The organism is Halogranum gelatinilyticum, assembly GCF_900103715.1.
GTDB lineage: Archaea > Halobacteriota > Halobacteria > Halobacteriales > Haloferacaceae > Halogranum > Halogranum gelatinilyticum.
Genome location: NZ_FNHL01000001.1, coordinates 443,915 through 463,984 on the forward strand (window position 1 = coordinate 443,915; position 20,070 = coordinate 463,984).

The 20,070-nt window shown below is 62.8% G+C and carries 21 protein-coding genes and 3 tRNA genes; 7 read left to right on the plus strand and 17 right to left on the minus strand.

Annotated features, from left to right (window positions below; genetic code table 11):
* Positions 1 to 49 precede the first annotated feature (49 nt).
* Genes BLR57_RS02250 through BLR57_RS02270 form a run of 5 tightly spaced genes read right to left on the minus strand, consistent with a single transcriptional unit; the run spans position 50 to position 4,821 of the window.
* Positions 50 to 250 (minus strand): DUF8005 family protein, encoded by a 201-nt coding sequence (locus BLR57_RS02250; protein WP_089693724.1) that lies wholly within the window; start codon positions 248 to 250, stop codon positions 50 to 52.
* Between the two features lie 2 nt (positions 251 to 252).
* Positions 253 to 1,434 carry an ABC transporter ATP-binding protein gene (locus BLR57_RS02255; RefSeq protein WP_089693726.1) on the minus strand — a complete coding sequence of 394 codons (1,182 nt, stop codon included), beginning with the start codon at positions 1,432 to 1,434 and terminating at the stop codon, positions 253 to 255.
* A 6-nt stretch (positions 1,435 to 1,440) separates the two neighbouring features.
* Positions 1,441 to 2,370 carry a carbohydrate ABC transporter permease gene (locus BLR57_RS02260; protein ID WP_089693729.1) on the minus strand — a complete coding sequence of 310 codons (930 nt, stop codon included), beginning with the start codon at positions 2,368 to 2,370 and terminating at the stop codon, positions 1,441 to 1,443.
* Positions 2,371 to 3,333 (minus strand): carbohydrate ABC transporter permease, encoded by a 963-nt coding sequence (locus tag BLR57_RS02265; RefSeq protein WP_089693730.1) that lies wholly within the window; start codon positions 3,331 to 3,333, stop codon positions 2,371 to 2,373.
* A 9-nt stretch (positions 3,334 to 3,342) separates the two neighbouring features.
* Complete coding sequence (locus BLR57_RS02270) at positions 3,343 to 4,821, minus strand: extracellular solute-binding protein (RefSeq protein WP_089693733.1); 1,479 nt, start codon at positions 4,819 to 4,821, stop codon at positions 3,343 to 3,345.
* A 265-nt stretch (positions 4,822 to 5,086) separates the two neighbouring features.
* On the opposite strand from BLR57_RS02270, the gene BLR57_RS02275 reads away from it, so the two are divergent.
* Positions 5,087 to 6,787, plus strand: a complete 1,701-nt coding sequence (locus BLR57_RS02275) for a glycoside hydrolase family 13 protein (RefSeq protein ID WP_089693735.1) — start codon at positions 5,087 to 5,089, stop codon at positions 6,785 to 6,787.
* A gap of 146 nt (positions 6,788 to 6,933) precedes the next feature.
* Here BLR57_RS02275 and BLR57_RS02280 read toward each other — a convergent pair.
* Positions 6,934 to 7,008: transfer RNA gene (locus BLR57_RS02280), tRNA-Ile, on the minus strand.
* A 167-nt stretch (positions 7,009 to 7,175) separates the two neighbouring features.
* A tRNA-Asn gene (locus BLR57_RS02285) sits at positions 7,176 to 7,248 on the minus strand.
* A 125-nt stretch (positions 7,249 to 7,373) separates the two neighbouring features.
* On the opposite strand from BLR57_RS02285, the gene cca reads away from it, so the two are divergent.
* Together cca and BLR57_RS02295 are read left to right on the plus strand one after the other, a co-directional pair.
* On the plus strand, positions 7,374 to 8,759 hold the full coding sequence (gene cca, locus BLR57_RS02290) for a CCA tRNA nucleotidyltransferase (RefSeq protein ID WP_089693737.1): 1,386 nt from the start codon (positions 7,374 to 7,376) through the stop codon (positions 8,757 to 8,759).
* Positions 8,760 to 8,848: 89 nt separating this feature from the next.
* On the plus strand, positions 8,849 to 9,121 hold the full coding sequence (locus BLR57_RS02295; protein WP_089693739.1) for a hypothetical protein: 273 nt from the start codon (positions 8,849 to 8,851) through the stop codon (positions 9,119 to 9,121).
* A gap of 79 nt (positions 9,122 to 9,200) precedes the next feature.
* Here BLR57_RS02295 and BLR57_RS02300 read toward each other — a convergent pair whose 3' ends face one another.
* From BLR57_RS02300 to BLR57_RS02315, 4 genes are all read right to left on the minus strand, one after another.
* Entirely contained in the window at positions 9,201 to 10,208 is a 1,008-nt protein-coding gene (locus tag BLR57_RS02300) for a histone deacetylase family protein (protein WP_089693741.1), read from the minus strand.
* A complete protein-coding gene (locus tag BLR57_RS02305) occupies positions 10,208 to 10,639 on the minus strand; it encodes a histone (protein ID WP_089693743.1) in 432 nt (143 codons plus the stop codon). Before BLR57_RS02305 ends, BLR57_RS02300 begins: the two co-directional genes overlap by 1 nt.
* A 155-nt stretch (positions 10,640 to 10,794) precedes the next feature.
* Entirely contained in the window at positions 10,795 to 12,237 is a 1,443-nt protein-coding gene (locus tag BLR57_RS02310) for a single-stranded DNA binding protein (protein WP_089693745.1), read from the minus strand.
* 174 nt (positions 12,238 to 12,411) lie between these two features.
* On the minus strand, positions 12,412 to 12,864 hold the full coding sequence (locus BLR57_RS02315) for a hypothetical protein (protein ID WP_089693747.1): 453 nt from the start codon (positions 12,862 to 12,864) through the stop codon (positions 12,412 to 12,414).
* A 238-nt stretch (positions 12,865 to 13,102) separates the two neighbouring features.
* Between BLR57_RS02315 and BLR57_RS02320 the strand changes: the two genes are divergently transcribed.
* Positions 13,103 to 13,175 (plus strand) — tRNA-Arg (locus BLR57_RS02320).
* 359 nt (positions 13,176 to 13,534) lie between these two features.
* Here the strand turns inward: BLR57_RS02320 and BLR57_RS18830 are convergent.
* Entirely contained in the window at positions 13,535 to 13,789 is a 255-nt protein-coding gene (locus BLR57_RS18830; RefSeq protein ID WP_139173266.1) for a DUF7564 family protein, read from the minus strand.
* Positions 13,790 to 13,963: 174 nt separating this feature from the next.
* Here BLR57_RS18830 and BLR57_RS02325 point away from each other — a divergent pair, with 174 nt between their 5' ends.
* Complete coding sequence (locus tag BLR57_RS02325; protein WP_089693749.1) at positions 13,964 to 14,578, plus strand: DUF309 domain-containing protein; 615 nt, start codon at positions 13,964 to 13,966, stop codon at positions 14,576 to 14,578.
* Positions 14,579 to 14,587: 9 nt separating this feature from the next.
* Here the strand turns inward: BLR57_RS02325 and azf are convergent, their stop codons facing one another.
* Positions 14,588 to 15,367 (minus strand): NAD-dependent glucose-6-phosphate dehydrogenase Azf, encoded by a 780-nt coding sequence (gene azf, locus BLR57_RS02330; protein ID WP_089693752.1) that lies wholly within the window; start codon positions 15,365 to 15,367, stop codon positions 14,588 to 14,590.
* Positions 15,368 to 15,459: 92 nt separating this feature from the next.
* Between azf and BLR57_RS02335 the strand changes: the two genes are divergently transcribed.
* Together BLR57_RS02335 and BLR57_RS02340 are read left to right on the plus strand one after the other, a co-directional pair.
* The gene (locus BLR57_RS02335) at positions 15,460 to 15,816 is read left to right on the plus strand and encodes a dihydroneopterin aldolase family protein (protein ID WP_089693754.1); all 357 of its coding nucleotides are present in this window, start codon (positions 15,460 to 15,462) and stop codon (positions 15,814 to 15,816) included.
* Between the two features lie 55 nt (positions 15,817 to 15,871).
* The gene (locus BLR57_RS02340; protein ID WP_089693756.1) at positions 15,872 to 16,351 is read left to right on the plus strand and encodes a DUF5790 family protein; all 480 of its coding nucleotides are present in this window, start codon (positions 15,872 to 15,874) and stop codon (positions 16,349 to 16,351) included.
* Between the two features lies 1 nt (position 16,352).
* Here BLR57_RS02340 and BLR57_RS02345 read toward each other — a convergent pair whose 3' ends face one another.
* The 4 genes from BLR57_RS02345 to BLR57_RS02360 all read right to left on the minus strand — a co-directional run bounded on the left by BLR57_RS02345 (position 16,353) and on the right by BLR57_RS02360 (position 20,006).
* Complete coding sequence (locus BLR57_RS02345; RefSeq protein ID WP_089693758.1) at positions 16,353 to 17,090, minus strand: creatininase family protein; 738 nt, start codon at positions 17,088 to 17,090, stop codon at positions 16,353 to 16,355.
* Between the two features lie 65 nt (positions 17,091 to 17,155).
* A complete protein-coding gene (locus BLR57_RS02350; RefSeq protein WP_089693760.1) occupies positions 17,156 to 19,102 on the minus strand; it encodes an ABC transporter ATP-binding protein in 1,947 nt (648 codons plus the stop codon).
* A gap of 102 nt (positions 19,103 to 19,204) precedes the next feature.
* A complete protein-coding gene (locus BLR57_RS02355) occupies positions 19,205 to 19,471 on the minus strand; it encodes a DUF7538 family protein (protein ID WP_089693762.1) in 267 nt (88 codons plus the stop codon).
* Positions 19,472 to 19,508: 37 nt separating this feature from the next.
* Positions 19,509 to 20,006, minus strand: coding sequence for a DUF192 domain-containing protein (locus tag BLR57_RS02360; protein ID WP_089693764.1), 498 nt, complete (start codon positions 20,004 to 20,006; stop codon positions 19,509 to 19,511).
* Between the last annotated feature and the right edge of the window lie 64 nt (positions 20,007 to 20,070).

Here is a 20,070-nt window from a genome sequence, read left to right on the forward strand (position 1 = left end):
CATTCGTCTGGGTTCGGAGAGGTCGTCGACGGAAGTCTGTATCGTCGATTCAGAGGAGCTGTTGCTCGTGTTCGTCAAGTTCCTGTTCGTCCTCTTCGGTCCACATCGATTTCCAGCCACGGAGTGTCTGACGGAACTTCGGAACGTACGTTCGCCGACAGTCACGGAAGAACGCATAGATGCCGTAGACCCAGAAGAAGAACAGCACTGTAACCGCGCTGACGTAGACGACAGTGAGTGTATCGAGCATAGTCAGTTCTCCGACGTGGCGCGCTGGTCGCTCGTCTTTGTGGTGAGGGAACTCACGAGACTGTGACAGAGTGCGTCGCCTGACTGCTGGTCGAACAGGTGGAGATTCGCACGGTCGAAGAGGACCGTGACGTCTTCTTCCTCTGAGAGTTCGAGGTCGGGGTCGACGCTCATCAGTAACTGATCTCCTTTCCGCTGTTCCTCGTCCATCGTGGTGGTTTCGCGGCCACCGTGAGTGAGGTAGACGAAGATCTCGTTACCCATGGGCTCGATGACGTCAGTGGTTGTGTCCACTGGTTTCGTCGGATGAGCGATGTTTTCGGCTGCGTCGGAGAGATGGACGTCTTCGGGTCGAACCCCAAGCGTTACCGAGTCTCCGACAGAGACGTCGAACTCGGTCGGGTCGAAGTCGACAGAGACGAACTCGGACTCGAACCCGTTGGGAGTAACCTCCCCTTCGAGGAAGTTCATCGACGGCGACCCGATGAATCCGGCGACGAAGAGGTTCGCTGGTTCGTTGTAACAGGTCAGGGGTGGCGCGATTTGCTGCAGTTGACCCTCGTTAAGGACTGCGATACGGTCGGACATCGTCATCGCTTCCGCCTGGTCGTGTGTTACGTAGATGATGGTCGTCTCCAGTTCCTTGTGGAGCCGCTGGAGTTCGGTTCGCATGTGGACGCGAAGCTTCGCGTCGAGGTTCGCGAGCGGTTCGTCCATGAGGAACGCCTCTGGTTCGCGAACGATTGCCCGGCCGATGGCGACGCGTTGGCGCTGGCCGCCCGACAACTCCGAGGGCTTCCGATCCAGTAATCCACCGATTTGGAGGATGTCTGCCGCCCGTTCGACTCGGCGGTCGATCTCCTCCTTCTCGAAGTTACGGAGCCGCAACCCGAAGCTCACGTTGTCGTAGACGTCCATGTGCGGGAACAGCGCGATGTTCTGGAAGACCATCGCGATCCCCCGGTCCTTCGGTGGGAGATTCGTGACATCCTTTCCAGCGATCGTAATCTCGCCCTCCGTGGGGAGCGTGAGACCAGCAATCGTCTCCATCGTCGTCGACTTCCCACAGCCCGATGGCCCGACAAGACAGACGAACTCGCCGTCCTGGATGTCCAGACTCATTTCGTTGACTGCCGTTACGTCGTCGTACTGCTTCGTTACGTGTTCGAGTTTAACATTTCCCATAGTGAATCACTCCTTGACTGCTCCGGCGGTGAGACCGCTGACAATTTTCTCCTGTGCAACAACCACGATGAGCGCGACCGGGAGAATCCCGATGAGGCTCGCAGCCGCCATGTAGTTGTACAGACTAGTATACTGGCTCTGGAAGGCCAGAATGCCCCATACGAGTGGGGCACCGTTCTCGGGCTGACCTGTCGTCATCAGGAACGAGAAGAAGAACTCGTTGTAGACGGCGATGAACGTCAGAATTCCGGCGGTTGACAAACCGGGTGCCGAGAGCGGCATGATGACTCTGAACAGTGCACCGATTCGAGTCGTCCCTTCTACCCGTGCTGCGTCCTCGAGTCCGTCCGGAATCTGGCTGTAGAACGTCGTCAGGATGAACACTGACAACGGCAGGAAGAGTCCGCTGAACGGAACGATAATCGCCCCCACCGTATTGAACAGGTCCGGGCTGTGAAGCCCGAAGAGTACCACGTTCCCGGTGAACAGCTTGAACAACGGGAGAATGAACGCTGCTGGTGGGAAGAACGAGATTATCAACAGCAACAGCAGTAGTCCACCCTTCCCACGGAATTCGAGCCGTCCGAACGCGTATCCTGCCAGACTCGAGACGAGCAGGACGTAGACTGTCGTTGCGATGGCGATCACGAAGCTATTGAACATATACAGGTGGAGCGGAACGGTGTTCCACATCTCGACGAAGACCGAGATGTTGAATCCGCGTGGGATCGGTCCCATGTTCACGATGAGGTCATTCGGCGTAAGTGCCAGAACCACGAGCCAGTAGATCGGGAAGAGCGTCGTGAACATGAAGAAGATGAGCGCGACGTAGAACATCGCTCTGTGTACCTTCCCCGGATTGTCGATCGCGCTCTTGACCCAGTGGGTGAAGGGCCCACCACCGTCTCCGGCGTCGTTGTCTTGTGCGGTCGTCATCTATGCACTCCCCCCGATTCCTCGGAGACTATCCACGAACTTCACCAGATACACGAGAATGAACACGCTGATTATCAGTGCAGTAAGGAAGGCCAGCGTTGCTGACGTCCCGTAACGGTTCGACCTGAACGCCGAGATGACGAGACAGGTCATCGACGGGACTGTGCGGCATCCCGACAGTACCTCAATGACACCGTATACTTTCAGCGCGCCCAGCGTGCGGAAGAGCATCCCTACCAGTACTGCAGGCAGAACCAGTGGGAAGGTAATCATCTTGAACCGTTGCCAGGCAGTGGCACCAGCGACTCTACTGACGTCGTAGAGACTCCGGTCGATGCTCTGCATCCCTGCGAGGATGATGAGTGCCATGAACGCGGAGGTCTTCCACGCGTCTGTGAGCGTGATTAGAATGAGTGAGTCTTGGGTGTTCGACAGCGGCGTCGACGAGAATATCCCGAGTTCCTGCAGCGGTGCGACCAAGAACCCAATACTCGGCTCGAACAGGAGATAGAACATCATTCCCTGTACGACTACGGGAACAGCCCACGGAAGAATAATCGCCATCCGGACCCATGCACGGCCACGGAATTCTTGATCGAGTATCAGCGCTTGGGCGAGTCCAACTACCGTTTCGAGAGTGACACTCACAACTGTAAAGACGACAGTGAGTCCCACGGCGTACCAGAAGGAGCCTGGGAGGACCGCGTTGCGTTGGCCGGTCAGTACGTCCACATAGTTCTGAATCCCGATGAAGTCACCGACAGCAACTCCAGTGAGAGCGTCTGCATGGAGTGACATGGTGAACGTGTCTACCAGAGGCCAGAGTGCAACCGCTCCCACCATGAAGAACGCTGGCACCAGCAGGAGGTACGCGTACAGCTCTTCGGGGAGCCCTTCGAGTTTGTTGGCGATGGCGTAATCCGGGCGTGGAAAGCCGTTTGACTGCTTGTTTTCAGTTGCCATTGGACTCGGTTAGACCGACTGCTCCTCGATCTCTTTCAGCTTGCTCGCGAGTTTGTCCATCGCTTGCTGTGGTGACTCGCTGCTCCCCTTCTGCAGTGCCTTGTTGACGGCACTGGCAATGGCACCAGACTGGTCTGGCCAGGCAGTCGTCACCGGTCGTGGGATCGCATTGCTACCCGCAGTTTGCAAGGCGTCCATGTAGCGTCCCATGACGTCAACATTCCGTGCTTCATCGGAGTTGAACACCTCCGGCTTCGGCGGTAAGAGCCCAAGCGTCTCGAACTGCCATAGGGTGAACTCCTTGGACATCTTCGCCTTCAGAACCTCTACCACAGCGTCTTTCTTCTGTGAGTTCGGATTCACGACGGAGTTCCACCCACCAAGTGCCGATGCGGTTCCACCAGTGCCGGTGTACTCGGCTTCGCTCTCTTTGACACCGTACGGCAGTGGCATCACGCCAAGCTTCTCACCGAGCTCTTCCTCTGCCCCGTTTATCGCGATCGAGTAGGGCCAGTTCCGGTGCATAACGGCGTTGCCATTGGTGAACGGCTTCCGGGATGTTTCCTCGGTCCAACCCAGTGTCGCGGCTGGAGCGATGTTACCGGGGATGTCCATCCCGTATTTGTCGTCTTCACCGTGGATGAACGACCGTACCATCTTGATCGCGTCCACGGCACCACCTTCGTTGACTGTAATCGGGCGTTCGTTTACCGGCCCGAACAGGTTCTCGGTGCCACCGAAGTAGGCACCACCCCAGGTCGTCATCCATTCGTTGAAGTCACAGCAGGCCAATCCACCGTAGCTGTCTGCTTGGAACGTGTAGCCGTACTGGATGTCGTTCTGCGCTTTGACGTCAGCAGTAATCTCGGCAAACCGAGTCCAGCTCATCGGTTCCGTTTGCCATCCTTCGGTGTCGTACCCGGCGTCCTCGACGAGGTCCTTCCGATACTGTATCGTCGGGAAATCCGGGAACTCTGGGACCCCGTACAGGGTTCCGTCGGGAGCACTTGCGGAAGCGACGCTCGCCTCGAAGAAGTCGTTCTTGACGGTACTGACCGTGTTGCTGTCCAGTAGCTCTTCTAGACTCTGTACTTGACCCCGCTGTATGAACGGAATTGTCCACCCGGAGTCCATCGTGAAGATGTCCGGCTCTTCCCGACCTGCGGAGAGCCAAGTGCGGTACTGATTGAGCAACTGGTCTGTCGTTGACGGGCCGTCCACGATTTCAACGTAGATGTCCTCCGACAGGCCCGCACTCCACAGTGCTTCGCGAAGTTGGTCTTTGATCCCCGGTGATTCGTTGGCTCCCACGCCAGCGTACTGGCGAACGACTGTCTGGTCCGAACTCGCTTTTTCAGGCTTGTCTCCGCTTCCTCCGCCGATGCAGCCAGCGATTCCAGTGATCCCGCTTGTCACTCCGACCGCTTGGACGAATCGGCGGCGCGAAACTGGTGACCGCGTCTTGTTCTCATTGCCATCGTTCCTCATGGTGCATCTACGATTGTGACATACTCCACAATAAAGATTCTGAATCAAGCAGTTGATTAAGATTCTAGAAACAATTATGTGGACGTCTCTCTTTGGTTTTGGCGAGCAGGAGCAGCTTACGCGATACCTCTCACATCATGAACCCGACACACAGATGCCGACAATCACAGACAGCACAGGTTTTTCACTCCGCTCGGAGCCTCTCGAGGCCGACTCAGCCTGCCGACTTTGACACTGGAACAGGCACCGAGGCTGGTGAGAGTCAATGAGTCAGCCTGCACCCCTCGAACAGGTTGATAAGTCGTGGTGGAAAGAAGCGGTCGTCTACCAGATCTATCCACGAAGCTTCAACGACAGTAATGGCGACGGAGTCGGTGACATCCCTGGAATCACCGAGAAAGTCGACTACCTCGACGAACTGGGCGTCGATGTCGTCTGGTTGTGCCCGGTGTACGATTCTCCGAACGCAGACAACGGGTACGACATCCGCGATTACCGCGCCATCATGGACGAGTTCGGCACGATGGCCGACTGGGAAGAGTTACTGGACGCGCTCCACGCGCGAGATATGCGGCTGATCATGGACCTCGTGGTCAACCACACCTCCAAGGAACACGAGTGGTTCCAACGCTCACGACAGCGCGATGGCAAATACGAGGACTACTACTACTGGCGCGACGGTTCACCGGACGAACCACCGAACAACTGGGAATCGATCTTCGGCGGCCCAGCGTGGTCTTACGACGACGACCGCGAACAGTGGTATCTTCACCTGTTCGACGAAAACCAGCCTGACCTGAACTGGCGTAACCCCGATGTCCGCAAAGACGTGAAAGAGATGATCACGTGGTGGCTGGAGAAGGGCATCGATGGCTTCCGTATGGATGCCATCAACTTCATCTCGAAGCCGGAGGGCCTCCCGGACGGTGACCCAGACGCGCAACTCGTCGGTCACGAACACTACGCTCACGGGCCGCACATCCACGAATACCTCCAGGAGGTGTACGACGATACCCTCGCGAACTACGACACCATGACAGTCGGTGAGATGGGTGGGACGAGCATCGAACAAACCGCCGAGTACCTCATCGAGGGTAACAGTGGGTTGGACATGATCTTCCAGTTCAACCACTTGGCCGTCGACGATGGGCCGAACGGTCCGTGGAGTCTCGATGGGTGGGGCGAGTGGAACCTCACCGACCTCAAAGAAATCGTCACTCGGGCACAAGACGAACTCGCTGCCGAGTTCTGGGAGTCGTTGTTCCTTGGAAACCACGACCTGCCTCGAATCGTCTCTCGCTTTGGCGATGATGAAGTATATCACGAGGAGAGTGCGAAACTCATCGCCACCTTCCTGCTGACGCTGCGTGGAACGCCATACATCTATCAGGGTGAGGAACTCGGCATGACAAACGTCGAATTCGACACCCTCGACGAACTTGACGACGTGATGACCATCGGGAAGGTAAAGGAACTCATCGAAGCGGGCGAGATTGACTCATTCGAGGAAGTACGTGACTTGGTCAACTACCTGAGCCGTGACCACGCACGGACACCGATGCAGTGGTCCAACGACTTTCACGCTGGGTTCACCGAGGGTGAGCCGTGGTTCGATGTCAACGAGAACTACCGCGACATCAACGTTGAAGCCGCACTCGCCGACGAGAACTCCATCTGGCGACACTACCAGTCGCTCATTACCCTCAGACACGAGATGGACACGCTCGTTTACGGCGAGTACGAACTCTTGCTCCCCGACCACGAGCAACTCTACGCCTACACACGGACACTCGGTGACGAGGAAGTTCTGGTTGTCCTCAACTGGTCCGACGCGCCTACGACGTTCGACGCTGCGGACATCGAAACCAGTGAGGCCGAGATACTGCTCAGTAACTACGAGGAATCACCGCAAAACCCACACCAACAGGAGTTCCGGCCGTACGAAGCGGTCCTGTACCGGCTCTAAGCGAATCTCGTGGAAGCACTCGGAAACGAGCCGTGAAGAGGACCACTCGGCTTCGTGCCTTGTGGTCTGTTTTTAAACGATGAGACGACGCGCAGACAACTCGGCTGTCAGCGTTTCAGAATAAATACTGCCGAAATCGGCCGTCATGGGCCCTATCGGATTCGAACCAATGACCACTCGGTTATGAGCCGAGCGCTCTAACCAGACTGAGCTAAGGGCCCGTACGCCGTCTTTCCCGTGGCCGCTTCTTTAGCGTTACCTTGTCGTTTCACGTCCGCACAGTGACCTCACTCTCGTCTCCCGTTCCCTGCGCCTTGCCGTGTGTCATACACCGAACTTTCGGCCGAAGACGAGACTCATCGCTTGTGAGGTAGGTTCGGGAAAATCACGCCGTCGCCAGGACTCGAACCTGGGACCACCTCGTTAACAGCGAGGTGCTCTACCATCTGAGCTACGACGGCTCTTCGCGTCTCTTCATATTCGAGGTTATTTGAAAGCGTTTTCGCTTTCACCTCCCGTAGAAGGGTTTCGATTCCCCACGGCCGACACCGACATCCTTTCGCCGTCGCCGAGGAAACCCGCGGGTATGACTACCGAGGAGGACGCCGACCTCGACGCCGTCGTCGCGGGCGTCCGAGAGCGGGTCGACCCCGCACCGGAGGAGCGCGAACGGCTGACCGAGGCTGTCGACGCGCTCACCGAGCGCGTGCAGGAGGCATTGGCCGACCACGACGTGACGGCCGACGTCGTCCAGGTCGGCAGCACCGCCCGTGGCACGTGGCTCGCTGGCGACCGCGACATCGACCTGTTCGTCCGGTTCCCCGACGAGCTCCCGCGCGAAGACCTCGAACGGCTCGGGCTCGTGGTCGGCCGTCAGGTCCTGCCCGACGGCCACGAGGAGTTCGCCGAACACCCCTACGTCAAAGGTGAGTTCGAAGGCTTCGACGTCGACCTCGTGCCCTGCTACGACGTGCCCGCCGCGACCGACATCCGCTCGGCCGTCGACCGGACACCCTTCCACAACGCCTACCTCCTCGACCGGCTCGACGACGACCTTGCGGGCGACGTCCGGGTATTCAAACGCTTCCTGAAGGGCATCGGCGTCTACGGGAGCGACCTCCGAACCAAGGGCTTCTCGGGCTACCTCTCGGAACTCCTCGTTCTCGAATACGGCGGCTTCGAGCCGCTGCTTCGAGCCGCCGCCGACTGGCAGCCGCCGGTCGAACACGACCCCGAAGACCACGGGACGCGGACGTTCGACGACCCGCTCGTCGTCGTCGACCCGACCGACCCCGAGCGCAACGTCGCCGCGGTCCTCTCGGCCGACAACGTCGCGCGGCTCCAGCACTACGCCCGTGACCTCCTCGCCGACCCACGCGAGGAGCTGTTCTTCCCGCCCGAGCGCGACCGCCTCTCGGCCGAAGAACTCGAGGGTCATCTCGACCGCCGCGGCACGCTCCCGCTCGCCGTCGCCTTCGACGCGCCCGACGTCGTGGAGGACCAGCTCTATCCACAGCTCGAAAAGTCACTCCACGGCGTCGTCGCCGAGTTGGACCGCCGCGGGTTCGAGCCGCTCCGCGCTGCCTCCTTCGCCAGCGAGGGTGAAGACCAGCCGTTCGACCGGGCAGTCCTCTTCGTCGAGGTCGCTATCGCCGAGTTACCGAAGATACAGCGTCACAACGGGCCGCCCGTCCACGTCCGGCAGCACGCGACGGGCTTCTACGAGACGTACGCCGACAGCGACGTCTACGGCCCGTTCGTCGACGGCGACCGCTACGTCGTCGAGCGCGACCGGGAGTTCACGACGCCCGAGTCGCTCTTGGAGAGCGACGCACTGTTCGACGTCGCACTCGGTGCACAGGTGAAACAGCAGTTGAAGGCTGAGTACGAGGTGCTCGTCGGCGACGACGTCGTCGCGTTGACCGAGCGGTTCGGCGTGGAGTTGCGAGACTACTTCGATCCGACTCCCTAATCGAGTGGCACCTACCGTCTACGCGGTCGCCACGACGAGACGGCAGTGTGACACGAAAGCGTAATCATCCGGCCGCGAGGGCGAGGCATATGGACTCCACGACGCTCGATAGCTGGCTCCGTCGGTATGGTGACGCGCTCGTCGCCGTCGGAACGGCGGCCGTCGGTCTCTGGATGCTATTCCGAGGCCACGTGCTGACGGCAGTCTCGTTGGTCGCCATCGGCTCGTTCGGGGTTGCGAGACTGTCGTTCGACTCCGTCCGCCGCTGGACCGACGACCACCGATACGCCTTCCTCGTCGTCCTCCTCGTTCTCCTGGTGCTCGGGGTTGGCGGCGTCTTTCCGACGGCTGGTCTCGACTGAATTCGACTGAATTCGACTGAGCTCGACTGGACACGCTGAGGAGACGGCCGTCACCGCCAGTTGCCAGTTGCCAGTTGCGTCAGTCCAGTCCGTGAATCTCGCGTAACTCGGCGATGAGTTCTTCAGTGTCCTCGTCGGCCTCCTCGTCGGGGTCCATCGGTTCACGGCCGTCGAAGGTCTCGTGGACCGTGGCGACGCCCTCGGAGAGCGTATCCAGCCCGTAGCCGCCTTCGAGGACGAAACAGAGTGCCGCGTCGACTCGTTCGCAGATGCTGCGGACGCGGTCGGTCATCAGCGCGTAGCCCTCCGTCGAGACGCGCATCCGCGAGATGGGGTCGTGACGGTGGGCGTCGAAGCCCGCCGAGACGATGAGCAGGTCGGGGTCGAACCGGTCGAGCGCGGGGGCCAACAGGTCGTCGATGGCGAGCAGGAAGTCGGCGTCGCCCGTGCCAGCGGGCAGCGGGATGTTCAGCGTCGTCCCCTCCCCGTCGCCTTCGCCGGTCTCATCGGCGTCGCCCGTGCCGGGGTAGAGACCGTCCTCGTGGATTGAGGCGTAGAAGACGTCACCCGTGTCGTAGAAGATGTCCTGCGTGCCGTTGCCGTGGTGGACGTCCCAGTCGAAGATCGCGACGCGCTCGGCCTCGCCGTTGTCGATGACGTCGCGGGCGGCGACGGCGGCGTTGTTGAAGAAACAGAAGCCCATGGCGTCGTCCTCGACGGCGTGGTGACCCGGCGGACGGCCGAGCGCGAAAGGGGTCTGGCGGCCGTCACGGCCGTCGAGTGCCTCGTGGGCGGCCCACTGCGAGAGCCCGGCACTCGTGAGCGCGGCGTCCCACGTCGCCTCGGCAGCGACGGTGTCGGGGTCCCAGTTCCCCCCGCCGCTGGCGCAGAACTCCTTGACCTCTTGGACGTAGTCCGCGTCGTGGACAGCGGTGACGGCAGCCTCCGTCGCGGGATCCGGGTCGACGTACTCGACGCCGTGGCGTTTCGCCAGCCCGCGCTTGATGGCGCGCAGCCGGTCGGCCGTCTCCGGATGCCGCGCGCCGGTGTCGTGGTCGAGACAGGTGTCGCTGTAGCCGAAGCGCATTATTCGAAGAGGGAGAAGTACGTCTGGATGTCTTCGGCTTGGATGGTCCTGCGGTCGGCGTGGTGGGCCAGTTTGGCGGCGGCGGCGGCGACGTTGTCGGCGTAGTCCTCCAAGATGTCCGCCAGCGCGATGCGGGCACTCATCGAGACCCGGTAGCGGTCGTCGATGTCGAGGCGGGCGATACGGTCGACGGGGGCGACCGGCAGTTCCAAGTCCGCGCGGTCGACGACCTGTTCGACCCCGAAGTCCTCGGCCATCAGGGTCTTGCGACCGTCGACGGTCGCGTTCTCGGCGGCGTCCTTCGCGAGGGTCGCGCCGTGCGACTGGATCCGTCGCGCGAGCTCCTCGGCGGCGTCCGCACTCACCCGGAGGTTTCCGGCGTTGCGCCGGATGATGGTGTCTACCGGGGCGAACGGCAGCTCAACACTCATACCCACATACCGGTCCGTGCGCTGTATAATCCTTTCCGTTAAGGCCCTTTCCGCAGCCGAGAGCGATGCTACTCAGGCCTCGTGCGTCCTCGCGGAAAACACGGCTGTACGACAACCCGGTTCGGGGGACAGCTCGGGGCTGGCTCGGGGCTGGCTCAGAACACGTCGTCGGCGTCGATGGTGCCGTCACGGAGCGTCCCGCGGACGGTCACCTCCTCGCCGAGTCGCAGTTTGGCGTCGGTCTTGACGCTCCGGGTCTTGGTTCCGTTGTCGAGGACGACCGGGTTCCCGGCCTGGACGACCGTCCCGGTGAACTCGACGTCCTCGCCGTCGGCGTCGGCCGTCTTCGTCGCGACCGCCGCTCCGCCAGCACCGCCTGCCGCGCTCTCGGCCTCGCTGTCGGCTCCGCCGTCGCTGCTGGAGTCACTCCCGAACGCGTCCAGCCCGCCCTGTCCGTTGCTCGCCGCGCCCGACGAGTCGTCGTTGAGACTGTCGCGCGTGACGCTCACGGTCGAACGCCAGCCCGCGGAGGCCTCCAGATCCTCCTGCCAGCCGTCCTTGATCTCGACGTCCGTCAGCACGACGTGGTCCGCGAGGTCGACGTCGGTGTCGGCCTTCTCGCCCCACATCGCGACGCGGATCTCGCCCGTCTCGTCTTTGACGCGGATATTGCGGACCTGTCCCTGCGAGCCGTCGTCGCGGTCGAAGGTGCGCTTGGGGTCCGTCTCGATGACACCGCCCGCGATGTCGACCGTCTGGCCGATCTCCAAGTCGCCGATGTCGGCGGTGTCGGGGACGTACTGGACCTCCTCGTCGAGTTCCTCGACCGCGCCGCGCGAGCCGACGTGGAGTTCCAGCGAGCCGTCGCGCTCGCGGACGTAGCCGTCGACGACCTCGACGGTGACGCCCGTGTCGAGTTCGTCGGCGCGGTCGGCCTGCTCGTCCCACAGCGTGACGCGGACGCGACCCGTCTCGTCGCCGACGGTCAGGTTGGCGACGCGGCCCTCGCTCCCGTCGTCGCGGTCGAACGTCCGGATTTCGGAGGTGTCGAGCACCTTCCCTTTGAGGTTGACGTCCGAGAGGCCGAGCGAGAGGTCCTCGACCTGGTAGGTGTCGAGCACTTGGACGTCCACCTCCTCGTCGGGAGCGGGCTCGGCCTTGTCGATGCTGACCTCGACGCCGTTGAAACCGTCCTTCGGGCGGCCCGCGATGCGGAGCACCTCGCCGACTTCGAGGCTGTCGACGACGTCGACGGCCATCCCGTCCCAGAAGGAGACGCGGACGCGACCCGTCTCGTCGGCGACCTCGACGTTGACGACGCGGCCGTCCTCGTCCTCGCCGTCGCGCTCGAAGGTGCGCAACTCGCCGACGCTGACGACCTTCGCGAGGAACTTCACCTCGTCCATGCCGGGTTCGATGTCGGCGATGCCGCTCACCTCGCCGCCCTGGTCTGTTAGCTCGTGGGCGATGAGCATCGCCGCCGTCTCGTCGTCCGCGAGCCCCCCCATCTGTTCGACTTTGTCCTGGACTGCAGCCTCGAATTCCTCGAAAGAAACCTCCGTGTCGAGGTCTTCGTAGACGTCCTCTATCGCGCCCATAATCGTGTAGCCAAGCAAGGTGAGTGCGCGCTTAAGCGTTGTCCTTGCCGGGGTGGGTCCGCGCTGTCTGGTGGTTTTGAAGCCACGAATCGGCCTGTCGTACGCATAGACTGTCTAGCTTCGGTATGATTCAAAAAGGTTCGGCCGTCAGCGTCCGCGCCCGGCCCGCTCTCGTCACCGCTCGGCGGTCGCGACCGTCTCGCGCGAACCCATGCTGTCGTGGACGACGGTGACCGTCGCGGGGCGGTCGCCGTCGAACGTCACCGTCGCCTCGTACCCGCGCTGGACGAGTGCCTGCGTGCAGCCGTCGCCGCCCCGCGCTTCGGTGGTCACGACGACTTCCAGCGTCTCGCCATCCACCGTCACGTCGGCGAGGACGGGCTGGTGGCAGCCGTTCGGTCCCTGGATACAGCCGGTGACGACGACGGCGGCGTCGACGGCGACGCTCGCTGTATTGGGAACCGAGCAGTCGCCGGTTGCGTCGAGTGTCGACGAGTCGACCGTCGGTGCCGACCCCGGCGACGGCGACCCGCCCGCCGTTCCGTCTCCCCCGCCACCTGCAGTACAGCCGCTCAGCCCGGTCGTCGTCGCCGTTGCGACTGCCGCGAGCACCGTTCGGCGGTTCATATCCAGAGTTCGTCCGATGATTGTAAACCGCTTGTGGCTGGTCAAAAGCAGCGTCGGGTGGGCGCGCACCCGCTCACCGAGCAGACTCGGACCCGGCTGACCGCGTCGATATCCCGCCGCCATCGTGCGGTTCCGTACCGTGTGTCCACTGTCTCATACGGCGTCTATACCGGGGCGTTTAAGTAAATGGGTGGGGTTGAATGAAATGGAAGCGCGGTGCGCCGCGTGGACGCACAAAGTCCTGGTAGGGTAGTGGACTATCCTCTTGGCTTGCGGAGCCAGGGACCGGAGTTCAAATCTCCGTCAGGACGTTTTCGAGGGCACTAACACGACGAGCGAAGCGAGTCGTCAGTGCCCGTTTCGAGTCAAACACGGAGATTTGAGCAGGGAGCGGCTTCGCCGCGACCGAGTTCAAATCTCCGTCAGGACGTTCACTTTCGTTCGCGACCTGACTTGCCCCACGCTCGCGTCCGCTCGCGTGAGACTCCGTCAGGACGTTTCTCTCGGAAAACTACGCCCGCGAGAGACCTCTGTATCTCCCGATTCGCTGCTCACCGACATAGAGACCCATCGCTCGTTGGTGTCACCAACCCTGCGTCGGCAACGGGGCAAACTCGTGGGTCACGGATCAGCGAACTGTGCTGGGGGGACCCGATTCGGGGCGTCCGTGTCACTTCTCGCGACCGTGGCGTCGTCGCGAGGTCGACTGTTCGGGAGTCCTGCGGGTGATGCTCGGCCGCGTGGGACGCGTGGGACGCGTCGAGCGCGTGGGGGACGGCGAGAACCGGAGTCGTCGGCTCCGCTTCGGGGCGGGCTGTTGTTTCCCTTGCCACGCGCCGTGGCACTCGGGGCAGTAGTAGCCGTGGTAGCCGTTGCGGCTCAGATAGGTGTCGCCGCAGTCGATGCAGGTGGGATGGGTGGTCATCGACGAACACCCGAACGAGTCGTTCGAAGGGCTGTGCTTGCCATGTGTTATCACACAGGTAACTGTCGGTCACGCAGCTATATATGTATTCTCGTCATGTGCGTCGGGTACGGCCGTCCTACCGCCCGACGAGCGTATCACGGGGGTTTTGCCGACCGGTCCTCAATGACCCGTATGGACGACGCACTCCGGGCTGGCGTCGCCGTCTACAACGTCGGCGAGTACCACGCGGCCCACGACGCCTGGGAAGACGAGTGGCTCGGGTTGGCCGACGGCACCGACGACGAGCGTCTCCTCCACGGACTGATTCAGTTCACCGCAGCCGTCTACCACGCCCGTCGGGGGAACTGGTCGGGGGCGACGGGGCTGGCCGAGAGTGCGGGCGAGTATCTCTCGGGGCTCCCGGCGACGTCCCACGGCGTCGACCTCGACGTCGTCCGCGACTATCTCGCTGCCCTCGAAGCCGACCCGGAACGTGTCGAGCGCGCTGCCCCGCCGAAACTGACCGTCGAGGGCGACGCCGTGACGCCGCGGGATCTCGACTTCGCGGCCGCCGCGTTGGCTGCCGAAATCGTCGCCGAAGAGTACGACCGCTACGACGAATCAGTCGTCGCCGCCGGTATCGACTACGCTCGCGAAGAACTGGGAAGCGCGCAGACGCGCTTTATCACCTTCGTGATGGATTTCGCGGCCGACGTGGAGCACCGCGACATCATCTACCAGCGGCTCTCCGAACACGTCGAGCGACGGCAACACAAGAAACGCGACGTCGAAGGGCTGTTCGACTGACTCACTAACTCACTGATTCTTCGGGTGGTCCTCGAACTCTTTCGAGTTGTCGACCGGTTCGTAACCAAGGACCTCGCGAGCGCGGGAGATGTCGTAGTATTTCCGTTCGTTGTCGCTGATACCGTAGACGATCTCGTAGCCGTAGTCGGCGGTGAGACAGCAGTCGAAGAGTCGCGCACAGTCGCGGTAGGAGAGCCACATCGCCTGGCCGCGCTCGTAGTTCCACGGCGGATGGCCGCGCGTGAGGTTGCCGATACGGACGCAGACGACCGAGAGGTCGTAGTGGTCGTGGTAGTAGCGGCCGAGCGTCTCGCCGGTGGCCTTGCTGACGCCGTAGAGGTTGCTCGGACGGGGGAGTTCCGTCCCGTCGAGGCGGTAGTCGTCGTGTGGGCGGTACATGTCGGGGGTGCGCTCGTCGGTCTCGAAGGCGCCGACCGCGTGGTTCGAGGAGGCGAAGGCGACCTTGTCGACGTCGGCCTCGACGGCCGCCTCGAAGACGGTCTGTGTACCGTCGATGTTGTTGCGGAGCACGCTGTCCCACGGTGCTTCGGGCCGGGGGTCGCCCGCGAGGTGGATGATCGCACCGACGCCGTCGACGGCCTCGGCGACCGCCTCGTCGTCGGTCACGTCGGCGACGTAGACGGCGTCTGCGTCGACGCTCTCGGGGATCTTCTCTCGTGGGAGCGGTTCACGGTCGAGTAGTCGCCAGTCGTAGTCGTCGGCGAGGTCGCGTAGGATGGCCTGTCCAACGCGGCCGCCGGCACCCGTGAGGAGAACCGGGTCGTCCATTCGATTGCACATACGACAGTGAGAGGGTAAGTAACGTCCGGTTCGCGCCAGCACTCGACAGAATTTAGCACGCCCCGTCCGACGGGACGGCCATGCCGACAGACGCAGAGACCGCGTGTTTCGAGGCGGGCATCAAGTTCGGGACGCTCTATCACCAGTTCGCTGGCACGCCGGTCAGTCCGGCGTCGTCGCGGAGTCTGGAGACCGCGATGGCCGAGGCCATCGAGAACCAGCCGCACTGCGAAGCCGTCACGGTCGACATTCTCGATGATGCCCTCGAAGCCGAGCTGGCGGGCCAGTCGGCGGACTACACCGAGCTCACGGGCCGGTTCATGGAGGTCGAGATGCGCATCGCCTACGAGGGTGTCACGGTCAACACCCGGATGGAGATGGAGGGCGACTATCCGCTGATGAAGCTCGTCTCCGTCGAGGACGCTCCAGACAACTGATTTCACTTTCACTTTCGGGCGTGTTTTTAAATGCGGACCGGACGAACAGCGTGCCATGAGTAGTCAGTCGACACTCGAGGACGACGACCTGTTCGGCGAAGCGGCGGCCGAGATGCGCGCGGACGTCGAAGAGCATCTCCAGCAGGCGTGGGACGAACTGCCGGACAGCGACGACGTCTGGGATACCGAGGCTGACAACGTCCTCGGCGTACTCAACGGGCTTCGCTCGGCGTTGGACGCCGGTGACGCCGAGGACCATCTCCGACAGGCGAAGAAGTGGTACACGATGGGCCAGCGCGCCGACGCCTTCGAGGACGCCGACGACCTCGCCGAGGAGATCGAGGCCGTCGAGGAGGTCATCGAGATGCTCGCCGACGCCCGCGAACAGGTGGGCGGACTGACGAGCACGATGCCGCAGCTCCGCGGCGCGCTCGACGAGGCGATGGAGCGTGACGACGACGACGAAGAGGAGGAGGAAGAAGAGGTCGACGCGGACGAAGAAGACGAGGAAGACGAGGAAGACGAAGAAGAGTAACTCAGCGGTGGTCCGGTCGGCGGACGTCTCTTTTCGCGACGGCATCGAGCAGTTTCACGAGCGACGCCGTCGCCAGCGTCAGCAGCTCCTCGCCACGCTCGGTGTCGCCCTCGGCCGGGTCGCCGACGACGCCGTTCTCGGAGAACTCCGCGGAGTCGTGGGCGAGGTTGACCCGCGAGACCCACTCGCCCCAGCCGTCAGCCGCGCCCTCGCGGGCTTCGTCGAGACGGTCCTCCTGGACCAACTCGGGCGCGAGATGTCGGAGCATCGCCGTCTCCAGCGGGCCGCCGTGACCCATGTCCGAGGAGTGCTCGCCGACCGACTCGAACCAGGTGAAGGCGACGGCGTAGGCGTCGTCGTGACGGCTGATGGTCCCCGTGACCTCGCGGAGCGCGTCGACGTTGCCGCCGTGGCCGTTGACGACGACGACCCGGTCGAAACCGTGGTGGGCGAGGCTCTGGACCGTCTCGCGCACGTAGTCGCGGAAGGTCTCGGGTGAGACCCAGAGCGTCCCGGTGAACTGGCGATGTTCCTCGGCGACGCCGACAGGGATGGCGGGAGCGACGACGACCTCTTCGTCGTACGCCTCGGCGGCCGCGTCGGCGACGGCAGTGGCAGTGAGAGTGTCCGTGCCGAGCGGGGCGTGTGGCCCGTGCTGTTCGGTGCTGCCGACGGGGAGAAGCGCGAGGTCCGTGTCGCAGTCGTCGACGTCGGTCCACGTGGCGTCCGCGAGATGCATACCGGCGGAAGGTGGGCGACGGGTTTGTAACCCGCGGTCGTCGTCGGGAGACGGGAGATGTCGGGTTAGTCGTCCTGTGCCTCGGTCCGGGCCTGCCGCCGACTCGCCCGCTCGATGAACTCCTCGGGGAGTTCGTCGATTTCGCCGGCCTGCACGCCCCAGAGATGTGCGTAGAGACCGTCCTCGGCGAGCAGGTCGTCGTGGCCGCCGCGTTCGACGATGCGGCCGTCTTCGAGGACGACGATCTGGTCGGCGTCCTTGATTGTCGAGAGGCGGTGGGCGATGGAGAAGGTCGTCCGGTTTTTGGTCAGGCGGTCCAGCGACCGCTGGATGAGCATCTCCGTCTCGGTGTCGACGTCGGAGGTGGCCTCGTCGAGCACGAGGATCTCGGGGTCCTTGAGGATGGCGCGGGCGATGGAGAGCCGTTGACGCTGGCCGCCCGAGAGTTTCACGCCGCGTTCGCCGATTTCGGTGTCGTAGCCCTCGGGGAGGTTTTGGATGAACTCGTGGGCCTCGGCGGCCTTCGCGGCCTCGACGATGTCGTCGTCGCTGGCGTCGAAGGTCCCGTAAGCGATGTTCTCCTTGACCGTCCCGTAGAACATGAACGTCTCCTGGCTGACGTAGCCGATGGCCTGTCGGAGGCTGGGGATGGTCACGTCTCGCAGGTCCTGGCCGTCGACGCTGATGGCTCCCTCGTCGACGTCGTACATCCGCAAGAGGAGTTTGAGTACGGTCGACTTACCCGCTCCCGTCGGGCCGACGAGCGCGAGCGTGTCGCCGCCGTCGACGGTGAAGGAGATGTCCTCGATAATGGGGTCCGCGTCGTCGTCGCCGTAGGCGAACGAGACGTCGTCGTACTCGACGCGGCCGCGGGAGACGACGAGGTCCTCAGCGTTGGGGTCCTCGGCGATGCGCGACGGTTCGTCCATCAGGCCGAAGATGCGGGCACTGGAGGCACGGGCACGCTGGTACATGTTGATGATCTGCCCGAACTGCGCCATCGGCCAGATGAACTGCTGGGTGAGCAGGATGAACGTGACGAACTGCCCCTCCGAGAGGTCGCCGGTGAGCGGGCCGGGGCCGGTACCGTTGATGACCCACAGGCCGCCGACGAAGAAGGTCACGGCGAAGCCGATTCCCGCGATGATGCGGAGGGCAGGGAAGAACTTGATGCGGGTGTTGATGGCGTCCCAGTTGGCGTCGAAGTAGCCCATCGAGGAGTCGTCGACGCGGTCGGACTCGAAGTCCTCCGTGTTGGAGGTCTTGATGACCTGGATGCCGCCGAGGTTGTTTTCCAATCTCGAGTTGAGCTGTCCCACGGAGGAGCGAACTTCGCCGTACTTCGGCTGGATAATCTGGACGAACTTCCAGGTGAACAGTGCGATGAGCGGGACGGGCACGAGCGCGATGAGCGCGAGTTGCCAGTTGTAGGAGAAGAGGATGGCCGCGATGGCGAGCACCATCACCGACAGGCGGAAGAAGGAGTTCATCCCGTCGTTGAGGAACCGCTCCAGGCGGTTGACGTCGTTCGAGAGGATAGACATCATCTCGCCGGTCTGCTTGTCGGCGAAGAAGTCCATGTTCAGCCGCTGCATCTTGTCGTACGTGTCGGTCCGGATGGCGTGCTGGATGTTCTGCGCGAAGGAGTTCCAGCCCCAGTTGCGGATCCAGTGGAAGGCCGCGCCGCCGAAGAAGCCGACCACGATGAGACCGATGGCGAAGTAGAACTGGCCGATCTCCGTCGCGGGGACGAACGGTTCGACCCACGCGGTCGGCAGGACGGGCAGTGCCTCGGCGAAGGACTTCTCGTCGCGGAAGACGGCGTCGACGGCGACGCCGAGGATGACCGGCGGGATGAGGTCGAGGACACGGGCGGCGACGCTCGCGAGGAACCCGACCACGAACTGGAAGACGTTGTCGCCCCCGTACTCCGAGAAGAGTCGGCGCATGGGGTTTTCGGCCCGTTCGCGTTGGGCTTCGAACGGGTCGTCTTCGTCGGTGGAGAGACTCATTACACACTCGCCGAGGCGAGCGGGGAAAAGCCATTCCCTACGAACCGAAACAGATCGGTACGGCGTTCGGCAACCGGCGTCGCTTCGGGTGGACCCAGCGTGCTACACTACTCGCGACTCGACCTCGGGGTCGACTCCGGCTTCGGCCAAGTCCTGGCGAATCCGCGTCCTGAGAGGGTCGGGAACGGTATCGCGGCCGACTGGCACGGCGGTCTCTCCGTCACCCTTCACCTTCCAGTAGAGGACGCAGTCGCTCGGTTCGTAATACTCGATACTGTAGTGGTCGTCGGCACCGCGGTAGTGGACGCGCGCGGCGAACCCTTCGGCCTGCCAGCCATCGAGGGCGGCGAGTGCCTCGGCGTTGCTCATACGTCGGCTCGGTTCGCCAGACAGGAGGGGGTTTCGGTCACTCCTCGCTCGTCTCTCGGTCGGCGATTTCGACGGTGTCGCCGACTTCGATGCCGTAGTCGGTCGTGTAGTCGTACGGGACTTCGAGGACGTACTTCCCAGTGCCGCGGTACCGCGTCAGGTCGTCGTCCTGCTCCTCCAGCGGTGCGTGGTGGATGGCCGTGATGGTGCCGTTGGCGTCGATGAAGACGATGTCGATGGGGAAGGCCATGTCCCGCATCACGTAGGCGTGGTCGCCTTCGGCGTCGTGGACGAACAGCATCCCCTCGTCGGTGTCGAGCGATCCGGTGTCGCTCAGGCCCGTATAGCGCTTCTCGAAGGTGTCGGCGATGCGGACGTCGACGGTCGCGAGCGTGTCGCCGTCAGCGTCGTCGACGACGGTGACCGTGGTTCGATCGTAGTCGCTCCCGGACAGGTAGCCGAGGTCGTACGCGGCGACGCCGCCGACGGCGAGGACGAGGACGACGGCAAGGGCGAGCGTAGTCCGTGAGGGCATACGAGAAACGACGTGCGACACGGGAGTAAGCGTTCCGGAGCAGAAAGTAACCGTTATGAGTCGC